Here is a 13,883-nt window from a genome sequence, read left to right on the forward strand (position 1 = left end):
GACTGTCTCGCCGAGACGGCGACGGCGTGCTGGGCGAGGTCGTAACGCGCGGGAACGAGGCCGAGACGCGCGACCTGCTCGTGTCCGCCGCGGATGCCGAGACTCAGGGCCCGACTGCGCCGGGTCGAGTTAGCTGTCTCGGTCGACGGCTGGAGGGTCCGAGAAGCAGGCCGGGGGATCAAACGGGGTGCGAAACGGTGACCGAGCGAGGCGCCCGCAGTTGCTCATGAGCACGATCTTGTGAACGTTTGCGCAGGTAGAGCATGCTGTTCGTAACGATTGAATACCTTCCAAACTAGCTACGCGGGTTCGATTCCCGTCGCCCGCTCCACACCCTGACCAGCACGAACGTCGGACTCCATGATCGCCGGGACCGACATCGTGGCACCAGCCGCCCTCACTCGCGTGCGATGACAGGTCGACCGGGCACCGGCACCAGGCGCGCTCGCGGCAACATCGAGTCACAACTCGAGCACCAGGCGTGGTCCGGCGGCGCGGGAGACGCAGATGAACATCGTGTCGTGGGCGGCTTGCTCGGTCGGGGACAGCAGGGAATCGCGGTGGTCGACCTCGCCGGCGAGGACGTTGGTCTCGCAGGTGCCGCAGGTTCCCTCTTCGCAGGAGTACAGGACGGAGACGCCGGCCTCCGCGGCGACCTGGAGGATGGACTTGTCGGGCGGCACGGTGAGGGTCATCCCCGATGTCGTCAGCTCGACCTCGAAGCTCGTGGTGCGTACCGGTTCGCCGACGGCCTTGGGGCTGAAGCGTTCGACGTGCAGGCTGCCTTCGGGCCAGGCTGCGCACCGTTGCTCGATCGCCTGGAGCAGGGGTTCGGGGCCGCAGGCGTACACCAGGGTGTCCGGTTGCGGGTCGCCCAGGATCGTCGGCAGGTCCAAGAGCCCGACCTCGTCCTGCGGGTGTACGGCGACGCGGTCGGGATGCGCGTTCTGCAGGTTGTCCACGAAGGCCATGGAGCCCCGGGTCCGCCCGCCGTAGTGGAGCCGCCACTGTGCTCCCGCGCCGTCGGCAGCGGAGAGCATGGGGAGCAGCGGCGTGATCCCGATGCCGCCGGCGACGAACACGTAGTTCCCGGCCGGCTCGAACGGGAAGTTGTTGCGTGGTCCGCGGACGGGGACGAGCGTGCCGAGGTGGAGCCGGTCGTGGACGAATGCGGAGCCACCGCGGCCGGCCGGCTCACGCAGCACACCGATCCGCCAGACGTCGCGCTCGGCGGGATCGCCACACAGCGAGTACTGGCGCACCATGCCGGGGGCCGGCTCGAGATCGATGTGTGCGCCCGGAGACCATTCCGGCAGGTTGTCACCGGACGGTGCACGCAGCTCGAGGACGACGACGCCCTCCGCCGCGTCGTGGCGTCGGACCACCTCCAGCTGCAGGTCGACCTCGTCGTGGGTGACGTGCACGATCTACTCCTCTCCTGCGGCGACGGGGTGTCAGACGCAGGTTCGCTCGGCGACGGGGGTGAGCTCGGCGGGCGGCTTGGGTCCCTTGTCCTTGCCGCGGGTGGGGCAGGAGACGGCGCCCTTGTCGGTGACGGTGACGCTCAGCCGGCCGATGTTCGTGACTTCGACGACGACGTCGTCGCCGTCGTGCACCTGCCCGACCCCGGCGGGCGTGCCGGAGGTCACGATGTCGCCCGGCTCGAGGACCATGACCGAGCTGACGTACGAGATCAGCTCCGGAATCCCCCAGATCAGGTCGCGGATGTCGGCGCGCTGCCGCAGCACGCCGCCCACCCAGGTGTGCAGCTCCAGCTCGGCCAGCGGTCCGACCTCGTCCGGTGTCACCAGGTGCGGCCCTACCGGGGTGAACGTGTCGAAGCTCTTGCGCAGCGAACGGTCCTCCCCGCCCCGCATGGTCATGTCGAGCAGGCAGGTGTAGCCGGCGACGTGGGCGAGTGCCTCGGTCACCGGCACGTGGGTCGCGCGGCGACCGATGACGACGGCGAGCTCGCCCTCCTGGTCGAAGCGTCGGTCGTCGTAGGGGAGCTCGACCAGCCCACCGTCACCGGTCAACGAGCTGGGGGCCTTCAGGAACACGCCGAGGGAGTCGATGTGGCTGTCCTGGGTCATCTCGACCTGGTGGTCGCGGTAGTTGACGGGCGCGGCGGCGATCTTGGTGGGGTCGGGGACCGGTGCGAGCAGCCGCGGAGCAGGCACGACCGAGCCGTCGGTGCGCAGCTCACGCAGGTCGGTCCCGGCGGCGAGCAGCCGCCGCATCGGGCCTCCCGCGCCGTCGGCCGGAATCTGCTCGGTGACGTCGACGACGCCCTGGTCGGTCACCACACCGACCCGGTGGGCGCCCGACGGGTCCAGGAAACTGCACAGCTTCATGAGGTTCTCTCCAACAGGGTGCGGGTCAGGCCGGGAGCTCGGCGTAGAGCCAGTCGACGTCGTCGTAGTCGTCGTCGGCTCGAGCGCGGAGGATCCGGTTGCGCAGTGCGACGGCGAGCGGGTCGGTGAGGTGCCAGATCTCGGCCCAGGGACGCGCTGCGCGCTGGCACTCGGTGGTCCGGGGGAGTCGCGCCTCCTCGTAGGAGGCCAGCGCCTTCTCGACGTCCTCCGGGTGGGCGACGAGCTGGTCGGCGAGGCAGACGGCGTCCTCGAGGGCCTGGCACGCACCCTGCCCGAGGACCTGCAGCATCGGGTGCGCGGCGTCGCCGAGCAGCGCGACCCTGCCCCGGACGTAGGAGTCGAGCGGCTCGCGGTCGTAGAGGGGCCAGTGCCGAGCCCGCGAGACGGAGCCGGCGCTGCGCCGGACGGGCTCGACCGTGTCCGCATACACCGCGTCGAGCTCCTCGGGCGTGCCCCACTCGTCGCGGCCGCTCGCGAAGCTCTCGCTGTGGAAGACGGCGACCTGGTTGTAGAGCGCACCGGCCCGGACCGGGTACTGCATCAGGTGCATCCGCGGGCCGACCCACAGCACGACGTCGTTGGACTCGACGTCGGTGGGCACCTCCGCGATGGGCATCGTACCGCGGTAGGCCACGTACCCGCTGCAGACCGGCTCGTCGTCGACGAACAGCCGCCGCAGCCGGGAGCGGAGCCCGTCGGCCCCGATCACCACGTCCGCGCGGTACTGGAAGCTGTTGGCGCAGTCGATGCGGACGCTGTCCGCGTCGACCACGACGTCGGTGACGGTGCGGTTGTTCTCCAGCGTGATCGACGGCTCGGCGGTGCAGGCGTCGAGCAGGATCTGGAGCAGGTCGCTGCGGTGCATCACCAGGTAGGGGAAGCCGTAGCGGGCTTGGTAGGTGCTGCCCAGGGTCAGGCCGGTGAGCTTCTCCCCGGTCCTCGCGTCGCGCATCGTGGCCCGCTCGGGGTGCACGGCGGCGCGCTCTACGGCGTCGAGGACCCCGAGGCGATGCATCATCCGGGTCGCGTTGGCGCCGATCTGCAGTCCCGCGCCGATCTCGGTGAACTCCGGGGCCTGCTCGATCAGGTGCACCGGCCGTCCGGTGCGCGCCACGGCCAGCGCGGTGGCGAGGCCGCCGATCCCGCCCCCGACGATCAGCAGCGGCACGTGCAGCTCCCGGGTCACGGCAGCTCCTCCTCGCGGTAGAGACCGAGCGCCGCGAGCACGGGGGCGTCGCTCGTGCTGAACAGGTCGAGCTGGTCGTCGGCCTCGAGGTGCCAGCTCGTCCAGGACGGGATGGCGATGATGTCGCCCGGAGCCAGGTCGAACCGTTGCTCACCGAGCACGGCGACGCCGCTGCCACGGAACACCGTGGCCACCCGGGATCCGGTCTGCCGGCTGCGGACGCCGCGTCCGCCTGCACGGATCCGGTGGGCTTCGCAGCGCATCGTGGGCATCACGTCCGTGCCGCGGGTCGGGTCGACGAAGGTCATCGTCGCGGCGGCGGCACCCGTCGCCTCCAGGCGTCGGCCGAGCGCCCGATCGGTGTCGGCCCAGCGGTAGGCCAGCAGGGGGGAGTAGGGCGGCCGGGCCCGCCGGCCAGGCGGGGGGAGGAGCCCGGCGGTGCCGTAGTCGCGTTCCGAGCGTGATTCCGGTGCGGCGCCCCGCTCGCCCTCGTCGGTGGGGCCCTCCTCGAAGAACACCGCTTCCAGCGCCGCCACGACGGGCAGGTCGAGCACGTCCATCCACAGCATGGGCTGATCGGACGAGTTGTGATGCTCGTGGAAGGTCCAGCTCGGCGTCAGGATGAGGTCTCCCGCCGACATCGCCAGCGGATCGCCGTCGACGAGGGTCCAGACCCCTGCGCCTTCGAGGACGAAACGCAGTGCGGCCGGGGTGTGCCGGTGCGCGGGGGCGACCTCGTGGGGGCCGAGGTACTGCACAGCCGCCCACAGCGTGGACACCGCGTACGGCGCCCCGCCCAGACCCGGGTTGGCGCAGGCCAGCACGCGGCGGTCGCCGCCGCGGTCGATCGTGACCAGGTGACCGGCCCGCTCGCCGAGGCCCTTCAGCTCCTTGGCGGGCCACCGGAACGGCACCGACCGCACCTTCGGCGTCGGGGTGAGCAGGCCCCGCAACTCCCACAGTGGTTGCAGCTGCTGCTCGTCGAGGTCCCGGTACAGCAGGTCGAGATCCGGATCGGAGGAGGTGAAGCGACGAGAACTCATGCCAGAGCTTCCTGGGAGGAGGACGTGGACCGGGCGGCGGCAGGCACCGACAGCGCGGCCATGGAGACCAACGTGATCAGCCCCATCGCCGCCATGTAGAGGCCGATCGGCGCAGAGGAGTCGTACGCGGCGAAGAGCGCGGTGGCGGCCAGCGGGGCGACCGCCCCGCCCAGGACGCTGCCGACCTGGTAGGCGGTCGAGGTGCCGCTGTAGCGGATGTGGACGGGGAAGACGTCCGCGATCAGCGCCGCCTGAGGGCCGGCCATGACGGCCACGCCGGTGGTCGCGATGATGATGGACACGGCCATGATCACCGGTTGTGCGGTGTCGACAAGCAGGAAGAACGGGACCGACCACACCGTGGCGAGTGCCGCGCCTGCCAGGAACACGGGCTTGCGACCGACCCGGTCGGCCAGTGCGGCCGAACCCACGATGGCGAGCATCCAGGTGACGCTGCCGATGATGATCAACGTCAGCATCGTGCTGCGGCCGAGACCGAGCTGGGTGGTCCCGTAGCCGAGCAGGTAGACCAGCACCAGGTAGCCCAGCGCCGGCGCGGCGATGCTCGCCCCGCTGGTCAGCAGCAGTTGCCGGGGGTGGCGACGAACGACCTCGATCAGGGGCCGGCGGGCCACCCGACCGTCGTCCTTCATCGCGGCGAACTCGGGCGACTCCATGATCCGCAGCCGGATGATCAGGCCGAAGACCACCAGCGCCGCCGAGAGCAGGAACGGGATCCGCCAACCCCAGGACGCGAACTGGGCCTGGCTCACGAACTGGTTGATGACGAGGAAGACGAGGTTGGAGACGATGATGCCCGCGGGAAGCCCCATCTGGGGGAAGGACCCGTAGAAGGTGCGCTTGCGCGGGGGTGCGTGCTCGACTGCCATCAGCACGGCCCCGCCCCACTCGCCCCCCACACCGATGCCCTGGGCGAAGCGCAGGAGCACCAGCAGGATCGGTGCCCAGACGCCGATGGTGGCGTAGCCGGGCAGCAGCCCGATGAGGAAGGTCGCCGCGCCCATGAGCAACAGGGAGAAGACCAGGAGCTGCTTGCGGCCCACCCGGTCACCGAAGTGCCCCATGATGATGCCGCCGATCGGTCGCGCGATGAAGCCGACGGCCAGGGTCGAGTAGGCCGCCAGCGTCGAGGCCAACGTCGAGCCGGTGGGGAAGAACTGCGGGCCGAACACCAGCGCGGCGGCGGTGGCGTAGATGAAGAAGTCGTACCACTCGATCGTCGTCCCGATGAAGCTGGCGCGGGCGACGCGGCGGGCGAGAGCGGTCTGGTGGGGGGACGGGGCGGGAGACGTCATCGTCATTCCTCCGTGTACGCATCAATGAACGTGAAGGCGTGGAGCGGTCGTTCAGGCCCGGAGTGTCTCCGCGCGTGCGGTCCAGGCCTTGGCGGCGGCGCGGGTTGCGGTGTCGGTGAACCGGTCCTGGGCACGCGCCCCGGCATGCGCACCCTCGGTGGTGAGCATCTTCTCGATGATCTTCCGCGACTGCAGCGGTCCGGCATCCACCTTGATGTTCAGCTCGAGCGGGTACGAGGGCTCCCAGGACGCGATGATGTGCTCGATCGCCTCGCAGGCCTGGATGTCCTGCTCGAACACGCCCGCGACGGCGTCGAGTGTGTAGTCGGTGACCGCCTGGTCCTGGACCGCGTAGTCGCGCGACACCGACCAGAAGTAGTGCGTCGTCGTGCGGGTCTCGGGCGTGATCGCGTGCATCGTCTTCTGTCGAGCCATCCGTGAGTCGTCGCCGTCCGCCGCGGGCTTGAGTGTCGTGGTCGTGATGTGGAAGGCCGGTGCGAAGAACTCGGCGATCTGCCGGCGGTCGATCGACTCGTCGATGCCGGTGACCCGGGTGAAGAACGGCGGGCACTCCACGGCTCTCATATCGCGCTGGACGGTGACGGTCCGCTCGTCGAAGCTGACCGAGACCGGAATCTCGGCGATCTCGGGGGAGCCGATCGACTCCGGGTGCAGGAACGACAGGTGCGAGAGGTCGAGGAGGTTCTCGTTGAGCAGCTGGGCCCGCGCGTCCATGTGCAGCGTGCCCGCCGCCGTCGTCCAGCCCTCGGCTGTGTACCACTGGTGGTCGGGGATCTGTCCCGGGTCGGCGCTGTTCGGCTCGCCCATCCAGATCCAGACGAGCCCGTCGCCCTCGATCAGCGGGAAGGTCTGCACCCGGACCCGGTCGGAGATGCGGGAGGAGCCGGGGATGCGCACGCAGGACCCGTCGGTGTCGAACGTCAGGCCGTGGTAGCCGCACTCGATGCGGTCGCCCTGCAGTCGCCCGAGCGACAGCGGCAGCTGCCGGTGCACGCAGCGGTCCACCATCGCGACCGGGGAGCCGTCGCCCGTCCGGTACAGAACCACCGGGTCGCCGAGGAGGAAGCGGGGCAGCAGGCGACCCTCGGTGAGCTCGGCGCTGCGGGCCGCCACGTACCAGGCATTGCGGGGGAACTCGTCGGGATACACAGGCTGGCCTCGATTCTCACGGCGATGTGTGGAGATTGCTCCGTGTACGCACTAATCTCATATGAGAGTGGCAGCTCGCCGTCGCGCTGTCAACGGACGGTGCGGTCAGGCGCGTGGTGCCGTCCGGTCGGATCCGGCGTCTGAAGGCGCGGCGTCCTCCGTGATCTCGGCGTACGCCACCGACGCGAGTGAGGCGAGGAACGCCGAACGGGCCTCGGCCGGGAGCAGGTCCATGAGCTCCGCCTGGACCTCGGCGGCGGTGGCGGTCAGCCCGGGGAGGGCCTTCCGGGCGCCGGGGGAGAGCAGGAGCTTCTTGCGGCGTCGGTCGCTCACGTCGGTGATCACGGTGATCAGGTCGCGGGACGCGAGACGCTCCACGACCTCGGCCGTCGACGACTTGTCCAGGGATGCGGCCTCGCCCAGGCGGGCCTGGTCACTGGGCTCCTGCTGGGCCAGGGCGCAGAGGACCGCGTACTGCGGTCCGGTGAGGGTGCCGTGGAAGCGCTGCGTCCAGCGCACCGTGTACGCCTGTTGGGCGCGCCGGATCAGGTGTCCTGGTGTCGTGGACAGCTCGAGGCCGAGCTCGATCGGTCGGGCGTCGTCGACCGCTGTCCGCTCGTAGGCTCCCTCGTAGGCCAACGTGGCGAGGTCTCGCACGAAGGCCTGGGCACGTCGGGGATCGAGTGGAGCCAACAACGCCTGCTGGACCAACGCGGCGCGGCTGGTCAGCGTCTGGAGCGCGGCTCGGGCCGGCCTGCTCAGATCGAGCACCTTCCGCCTGCGGTCCTCCGGGTCGGGGCCCGCGGTGATCCAGCCGTGCCGGACCAGGCGGCGGACGATGTCGACCGTCGTCGACTTGTCCAGCGAGGCGAGCGTACCCACCGTCGTCTGGTCCAACCCCGGCCGACCTGCGACGGTGGACAGCACCGCGAACTGCGGGCTCGTGGTTTCGGGGCCGACGTAGCGAGCCCACAGCACACCGTGCACACGCTGCGCCCGGCGAATGAGGTGGCCCGGCGTGCGGGCCAGCTCGAGCGTCGGAAGGGGCGCGCCCGCGGCCGGACCATGCTGGTTCGCGGTCATCGCCACCAGTGTGGCACGCGTCCCGTGACGTGCCGGGGGCTCGGCGTGTCTCGTCCACTCAGCCGCCGTGGACGCGTCGGGCGGCGGCCCGCACCTCGCGGGCGAGGCGGTCCACGTCCGCGCCACCGAGAACCGCGATGACGCCGATGCTCGCGATCGACCCCAGTCCGCTGTGCAGCCGGACCGGGGCGGCGACGCCGAGCGTCCCCGACGTTACCTGCTCCTTGCTGATGGCGATGCCGGCTGTCCGCGCCGCCCGTACCTCGGGCGGGTCGTCAGGGGACTGGGGGTGACCCGCGAGGATCGCGACACCCCCCGCGCCGCGGGTGAGCGGGTGTCGGCTGCCCGCCCGGAACGAGAGGTGGAACTGGGTGTTGACCGGCTCGACGACCAGGAGTGCCACCGCGTCCTCGGCCTCTTCGGCCATCAGGAACGCCGTCGCCGAGCAGGCCTCGGCCAAGTCGCGCAGCACCGGGCGTAGCGACTCCTCGAGGCGGGGCATCCAGGCTCCGGCGAGGGTGACGGCGCCGAACCCCAGCCGGTAGCGACCCGTGCTCGCCTTCTGCGCCAGCCCGTGTTCCTCGAGGCTGCCGAGCAGGCGGTACACGACCTGGCGATGCAGTCCGAGCTCGGCCGCGATGGCGGCGACGGAGAGGCTTTCGTCGGCGACCGCGAGCAGCTTCAGTACGCGGATCCCCCGGTCCAGGGTCTTCGCCCGGTCGTTGCTGGTCGAGCCCGGTTCGTCCATCACGTGCTCCTGCTCGCGGGTCGCAGTCCAGCTCGAGCCCTTGACGAACGGTGCCGGCTGCCGCACAGTCGGGTGCCTCAGCAATGTGTCACAGTGTCCGATTTTGTGTCAAGTCTGGAAGTGACGTGCAGCCGATCTCGTTGAACCACATCGCCTACCCCACGTGGGACTCCGCAGCGACCTACCGCTTCTACACGGAGGTGCTCCGGTGCCCCTTCGTCGCTGCGATCCAGCTCGACCAGGTGCCCTCGACCGGGGACCCCACGCCGTTCTTGCACACCTTCTACGGCCTCTCCGACGGTGGCTGCGTCGCGTTCTTCGAGGTGGACGGTCTTCCCACCCCCCAGCCTGACGGGGTGCCCACGTGGATCCGGCACCTCGCCCTCGACGTGGCCACGGTGGACGAGCTGCACGAGTGGAGGCAGCACTTCCTCGATCACGACATCGAACCGGTCGGCGTGGTCGACCACGACGGCACCTGGCTCTCGATCTATGTCTTCGATCCGAACGGCGTGCGGATCGAGCTGACCGTGCAGACCCGCGAGCTCGGCGAGCAGGACCGGACGGAGGGGCTGGAGTCGCTCCAGCGGTGGTGCGACGAGCGGGGCCTGCCCCTGCCGGCCCCCGTCGCCTGAACGGAAGGAGAACGACATGGTCGACCGCGACACCCTCGCCATCCCCTGCGCCGCGTCGCCGGACCGCGTCGACATCTACTCCGGTGTCGCTCGGCTGAGCCAGACCCTGTGGGCCAGCCGCTGGCGCGCCCAGCCGCTCCAGCAGGACGTGGTCGTGCTCATCGTGCACCCCACGTCCAACTTCCTGGGCCACTACGCCTTGCGTCCGCTCGCCGAGCTCGGGGTCGACGCCGTCGGCCTGACCACGCGGTTCATCGGCAACGACACCTCGTTGACCATGGAGGACTGCGTGGTCGACGTCGGCGCCGCCATCCGGCACCTGCGGGACCTCGGTTACCGCCGGGTCGTGCTGGTCGGGAACTCCGGTGGCGGCGGGCTGGCCGCGTTGTACCAGAGCCAGGCCGAGCGGCCCACGATCACCGCGACCCCTGCCGGAGACCCGCCCGACCTCACCGCCGCGGACCTTCCGCCTGCCGACGCGCTCGTCATGGCCATGGCGCATCCCGGCAGGGCGACGGTCTTCACCGAGTACCTGGACCCCGCCATCGTCGACGAGGCTCGTCCGTTCGACCGCGACCCCGACCTCGACATGTTCGACCCGAGGAACGGGCCCGCGTACTCGAGGGAGTTCGTCGTGCGATACCGCGAGGCCCAGCTCGCCCGCAACCGTCGGATCACCCGCTGGGTGCGAGAGCGGCTGGAGTGGCTGCGCACCGAGTCGCCGACCACGCCGGACGGTATGCGGATCGACAACCTGCCCTTCGTCGTGCACGGCACGGCGGCCGACCCCCGGTTCCTGGACCTGACCCTGGACCCGTCGGACCGCCAGGCGACCACGTTGTGGGGCCACCCCTGGGTGGCCAACTACCAGCCGGCGACGCTCGGTCACCTGACGAGTCTGCGTGCCTGGCTGAGCCAGTGGAGCGTCGACGAGAGCCGGGCCAACGCCCCGGCCGAGCTGCCCCACGTCTCGGCACCCGTGCAGGTCGTCTACGGCTCGGCGGACACCGCGGCCTTCCCCTCGCACGCCTCGGCGATGTTCGACGCCATCACCCACGACCGGCGCGAGCTCACCGTGATCAAGGGCGCCGACCACTACTTCCGCGGTCAGCCCGAGCTCGCTCGCGAGATGTGCGAGCACATCGTCCGGTGGGCACGGGAGACCGGATGACGAGCACGACGCCCGCCGTCGTCATCGTGGGCGCCGGACCCACCGGACTGGTCACCGCGCTCGGCCTGGCCCAGCGCGGCATCAGCAGCGAGGTGCTCGACGCCGCCGACGACGTCGCCGCGGGAAGTCGCGCGCTGGGGCTCTCGCGGCGGACCCTGCAGATCTTCGACACCCTCGGCGTGGCGGACACCTGCCTGGAGAAGGGTGCGCCCTGGGTCGGATCGCGCAGCTTCTACCGCGACACCGAGGTGTTCCGGCTGGAACTGCCGGACGAGCCCGACGAGGCCTTCCCGGCCATGCTCAACCTGGCCCAGGAGGACGTGACCCGGATCCTGCTCGAGGAGATCCACAAGACCGTGCCCGATCTCGTCCGGATCCGCTGGGGATGCCAGGTCACCGCGATCAGCTCCACGGCCGATGACGTCCGGGTGGAGATCCGGACGGCCGCCGGGCGTGCGACCGCGAGGGCGAGCTGGCTGGTGGCGTGCGACGGCGCCCGCAGCACCGTTCGAGAGCAGCTCGGTGTCCGGCTGGAGGGACAGAGCTGGGACACCCGCTACGTCATCGTCGACGTCCGCCTGCACAGCGACCACCCCGCCGAACGACGGGCCTGGTTCGACCCGCCCTCCAACCCCGGCTCCACGGTTCTCATGCACCGCCAACCAGCGGATGTCTGGCGGCTGGACTACCAGATCGACGGCGACCCGGCCGCTGACCCCGACGAGCTCGTCGCCGACGTCGTCGGACGGGTGCGCGAGCACCTCGACCACATCGGCGAGGCCGGGCCGTTCGAGGTCGTCTGGGCCTCGACGTACCAGGCCCGAGCCCTCACCGCTCCCCGCTACCGCTACGGTCGGGTGCTCCTCGCGGGCGACGCGGCCCACCTGATCCCCATCTTCGGGATCCGCGGCCTGAACTCGGCCGTGGAGGACGCGAACAACCTGGCGTGGAAGCTGGCCGCCGTCCTCGACGGCCGGGCCGGTGCGGACCTGCTGGAGACGTACTCGACCGAGCGCCTGGCCGCCGCGCGCAGCAACCTCGCGCTCGCAACCCGGTCCACGCTGTTCATGGCCCCGCCCACGCCGGCCCACCACCTCGTCCGGCGGGCACTGCTCGGGCTGGTCGCCGAGGGCCATACGCACCTGCGCGCCGTCATCGATCCCCGGCAGACGGGCACGGTGGGCCATCCGGACTCCGACCTGCACGCGGTACCTCGGGCCGGTGCGCCCGCCACCGGGCCCACCGTCGGCGAGGTCTTCCCCGACGCACTCGTGACGGCCGCCGACGGTGGGTCGACGCACCTGAGCCGCCACCTCGGACGGGCCGCCGCGCTGGTCTGCTTCGGCAGTCCGCCCTCGGCCGTCCCGGCACACCACGACCTCGACGTGCTCACCGTTCTGGGAGCGGGGGCGGAGGCCCCGGTGGGCGTTCCGGGACGGGTGTTCGTGGACCCGACGGGCCGCGCACAGGAACGCTGGCAGGCCAGGCCCGGCGATGTCGTCCTCGTCCGCCCGGACGGGCACGTCGCGGGCGCCTGGGCCCGACCGGACGACACCGAACTCGAGACCGCCCTCGCCCGCCTCTCACCTCCGGAGTCGCCATGACCCTGTCGGCCGAGGACCTCGACACGGTCTACCTCGCACTCACCCGCGCCCTCGAGCAGACCGGTAGTGCCGACACCCCGGAGTATCTGGCCCGGCTCGTTCTGCTGCTCGCCGCCGACCTCGGCGACCCCGCCCTGCTCCAACGACGGATCGACGACGCTCGCCTGCCTTCTTGACCACCACTTCGACGACGACGTCAGGACAACGATGACCACGACGCCCGAACAACGACCCACCCACTCGGCCCACGCCTCGACCCCCGCCGAGCAGCGCCGGGTCCTCGCCGCGAGCTTCCTCGGCACCACCGTCGAGTGGTACGACTTCTTCATCTACGGCGCGGCCGCAGCGCTCGTCTTCGGCCCCCAGTTCTTCCCCTCGCTCTCGGCGACAGCAGGCACCCTTGCCGCCTTCAGCACCTTCGCCGTGGGGTTCGTCGCCCGCCCGTTGGGTGGGCTGATCGCGGGCCACCTCGGCGACCGCAGGGGGCGCAAGTCGGTCCTGGTGGCCTCCCTGCTCGCGATGGGCGCCGCGACCGTGCTCATCGGGCTGCTCCCCACCTACGAGCAGGTCGGGATCTGGGCGCCGATCGGGCTGGTCGTCCTCCGGCTCGTGCAGGGTCTGGGCGTGGGCGCGGAATGGGGCGGCGCCGTCCTCATGGCGGTCGAACACGCCCCGCCCCGCAGGCGCGCCTTCTACGGAAGCTTCCCGCAGATGGGAGTGCCTGCCGGGATCGTGCTGTCGAGCGTCGCCTTCCTGGTCCTCAACGCCGCCGTGAGCCCCGACCAGTTCGCGTCCTGGGGGTGGCGCATCCCGTTCCTGCTCAGCGCGGTGCTGATCGTCATCGGCCTGCTCGTGCGACTCTCCATCCACGAGAGTCCGCTCTTCGCCGAGGCCGCGGCCTCCCGTGGGAGGCAGAACCGCAGGCCTCTGGTGCAGGTCGTCGTGCAGCATCCCCGCGAGCTCCTCGTCGGCACCGGAGCCACGGTCGCGGCCACCGCGCTCGGCTACCTCGTCCTGGTCTACATGCTCGCCTACGGCACCACGGCGCTGAAGCTGCCACGGAGCACGATGCTCTGGCTGACCCTCGTCGCCGCCGTCGTCTGGCTCGTCGCGATCGCGGGGAGCGCGCTGCTCGCCGACCGGATCGGCCGTAGGCGGGTCTTCGTGATCGGAGCGTCGTTGGCCGCCGCTTGGGCGTTCCCCTTCTTCCTCCTGGTGGACAGCACTCACACCGCGGCGATGGTCGTCGCGTTCGTCGTCGCGGCTCTCGCCATCGCCGCGATGGCCGGCCCCCAGGCCGCGCTCATCGCCGAGATGTTCCCCGTCGCCGTGCGCTACAGCGGATCGTCCATTGCCTACCAGGCCGGATCCGTTCTCGGCGGCGGGCTGGCCCCGATCATCGCCACCGCCCTGTACAACTCCACAGCGAGCTCGACGTCGGTCGCCCTCTACGCGATGGCCACCGCCCTCGTGAGCCTCGTCGCCGTGGTCTTCCTGCCCGCCGCGTCCCGACCCGACACCCCCTGACACACCTCGTCCCACCTCGACCGGA

The 13,883-nt window shown here is 70.9% G+C and carries 13 protein-coding genes; 5 read left to right on the plus strand and 8 right to left on the minus strand.

The features are described 5' to 3' along the window. Window positions 1-461: 461 nt before the first annotated feature. The 8 genes from L3X23_RS01655 to L3X23_RS01690 form a co-directional block, all read right to left on the minus strand. Window positions 462-1,424, minus strand: coding sequence for a PDR/VanB family oxidoreductase (locus L3X23_RS01655; protein ID WP_237190204.1), 963 nt, complete (start codon window positions 1,422-1,424; stop codon window positions 462-464). Between the two features lie 30 nt (window positions 1,425-1,454). Then, window positions 1,455-2,354 (minus strand): fumarylacetoacetate hydrolase family protein, encoded by a 900-nt coding sequence (locus L3X23_RS01660; protein ID WP_237190205.1) that lies wholly within the window; start codon window positions 2,352-2,354, stop codon window positions 1,455-1,457. Window positions 2,355-2,379: 25 nt separating this feature from the next. Then, a complete protein-coding gene (locus L3X23_RS01665; RefSeq protein ID WP_237190206.1) occupies window positions 2,380-3,561 on the minus strand; it encodes an FAD-dependent monooxygenase in 1,182 nt (393 codons plus the stop codon). Then, complete coding sequence (locus tag L3X23_RS01670) at window positions 3,558-4,604, minus strand: cupin domain-containing protein (protein WP_237190207.1); 1,047 nt, start codon at window positions 4,602-4,604, stop codon at window positions 3,558-3,560. The genes L3X23_RS01665 and L3X23_RS01670 overlap by 4 nt, the downstream gene beginning before the upstream one ends. Further along, the gene (locus tag L3X23_RS01675) at window positions 4,601-5,920 is read right to left on the minus strand and encodes an MFS transporter (RefSeq protein WP_237190208.1); all 1,320 of its coding nucleotides are present in this window, start codon (window positions 5,918-5,920) and stop codon (window positions 4,601-4,603) included. Before L3X23_RS01675 ends, L3X23_RS01670 begins: the two co-directional genes overlap by 4 nt. 51 nt (window positions 5,921-5,971) lie before the next feature. Next, complete coding sequence (locus tag L3X23_RS01680; RefSeq protein WP_237190209.1) at window positions 5,972-7,090, minus strand: aromatic ring-hydroxylating dioxygenase subunit alpha; 1,119 nt, start codon at window positions 7,088-7,090, stop codon at window positions 5,972-5,974. 105 nt (window positions 7,091-7,195) lie between these two features. After that, window positions 7,196-8,173, minus strand: a complete 978-nt coding sequence (locus L3X23_RS01685; protein ID WP_237190210.1) for a MarR family winged helix-turn-helix transcriptional regulator — start codon at window positions 8,171-8,173, stop codon at window positions 7,196-7,198. Window positions 8,174-8,231: 58 nt separating this feature from the next. Beyond that, window positions 8,232-8,921: an IclR family transcriptional regulator gene (locus L3X23_RS01690; protein ID WP_237190211.1), complete on the minus strand. Its 690-nt coding sequence runs from the start codon at window positions 8,919-8,921 to the stop codon at window positions 8,232-8,234. 125 nt (window positions 8,922-9,046) lie between these two features. Here L3X23_RS01690 and L3X23_RS01695 point away from each other — a divergent pair, with 125 nt between their 5' ends. From L3X23_RS01695 to L3X23_RS01715, 5 genes are read left to right on the plus strand one after another with little or no spacing between them, the layout of a single operon-like run. Then, entirely contained in the window at window positions 9,047-9,556 is a 510-nt protein-coding gene (locus L3X23_RS01695) for a VOC family protein (RefSeq protein ID WP_237190212.1), read from the plus strand. A gap of 16 nt (window positions 9,557-9,572) precedes the next feature. Then, window positions 9,573-10,727, plus strand: coding sequence for a hypothetical protein (locus L3X23_RS01700; RefSeq protein WP_237190213.1), 1,155 nt, complete (start codon window positions 9,573-9,575; stop codon window positions 10,725-10,727). After that, window positions 10,724-12,331, plus strand: coding sequence for an FAD-dependent monooxygenase (locus L3X23_RS01705; protein WP_237190214.1), 1,608 nt, complete (start codon window positions 10,724-10,726; stop codon window positions 12,329-12,331). The genes L3X23_RS01700 and L3X23_RS01705 overlap by 4 nt, the downstream gene beginning before the upstream one ends. Beyond that, the gene (locus L3X23_RS01710; RefSeq protein WP_237190215.1) at window positions 12,328-12,507 is read left to right on the plus strand and encodes a DUF2783 domain-containing protein; all 180 of its coding nucleotides are present in this window, start codon (window positions 12,328-12,330) and stop codon (window positions 12,505-12,507) included. Before L3X23_RS01705 ends, L3X23_RS01710 begins: the two co-directional genes overlap by 4 nt. Before the next feature lie 31 nt (window positions 12,508-12,538). Beyond that, window positions 12,539-13,858 carry an MFS transporter gene (locus L3X23_RS01715; protein ID WP_237190216.1) on the plus strand — a complete coding sequence of 440 codons (1,320 nt, stop codon included), beginning with the start codon at window positions 12,539-12,541 and terminating at the stop codon, window positions 13,856-13,858. Window positions 13,859-13,883 lie beyond the last annotated feature (25 nt).

Source organism: Pseudonocardia sp. WMMC193, from assembly GCF_021728735.1.
GTDB lineage: Bacteria > Actinomycetota > Actinomycetes > Mycobacteriales > Pseudonocardiaceae > Pseudonocardia > Pseudonocardia oroxyli.

Bases quoted from the DNA above. Each gene is read 5' to 3' on its own strand.
- L3X23_RS01705 (WP_237190214.1), top strand. From the start codon at position 10,724: ATGACGAGCACGACGCCCGCCGTCGTCATCGTGGGCGCCGGACCCACC.
- L3X23_RS01670 (WP_237190207.1), bottom strand. From the start codon at position 4,604: ATGAGTTCTCGTCGCTTCACCTCCTCCGATCCGGATCTCGACCTGCTG.
- L3X23_RS01660 (WP_237190205.1), bottom strand. From the start codon at position 2,354: ATGAAGCTGTGCAGTTTCCTGGACCCGTCGGGCGCCCACCGGGTCGGT.
- L3X23_RS01685 (WP_237190210.1), bottom strand. From the start codon at position 8,173: ATGACCGCGAACCAGCATGGTCCGGCCGCGGGCGCGCCCCTTCCGACG.
- L3X23_RS01675 (WP_237190208.1), bottom strand. From the start codon at position 5,920: ATGACGTCTCCCGCCCCGTCCCCCCACCAGACCGCTCTCGCCCGCCGC.
- L3X23_RS01690 (WP_237190211.1), bottom strand. From the start codon at position 8,921: ATGGACGAACCGGGCTCGACCAGCAACGACCGGGCGAAGACCCTGGAC.
- L3X23_RS01715 (WP_237190216.1), top strand. From the start codon at position 12,539: ATGACCACGACGCCCGAACAACGACCCACCCACTCGGCCCACGCCTCG.
- L3X23_RS01710 (WP_237190215.1), top strand. From the start codon at position 12,328: ATGACCCTGTCGGCCGAGGACCTCGACACGGTCTACCTCGCACTCACC.
- L3X23_RS01700 (WP_237190213.1), top strand. From the start codon at position 9,573: ATGGTCGACCGCGACACCCTCGCCATCCCCTGCGCCGCGTCGCCGGAC.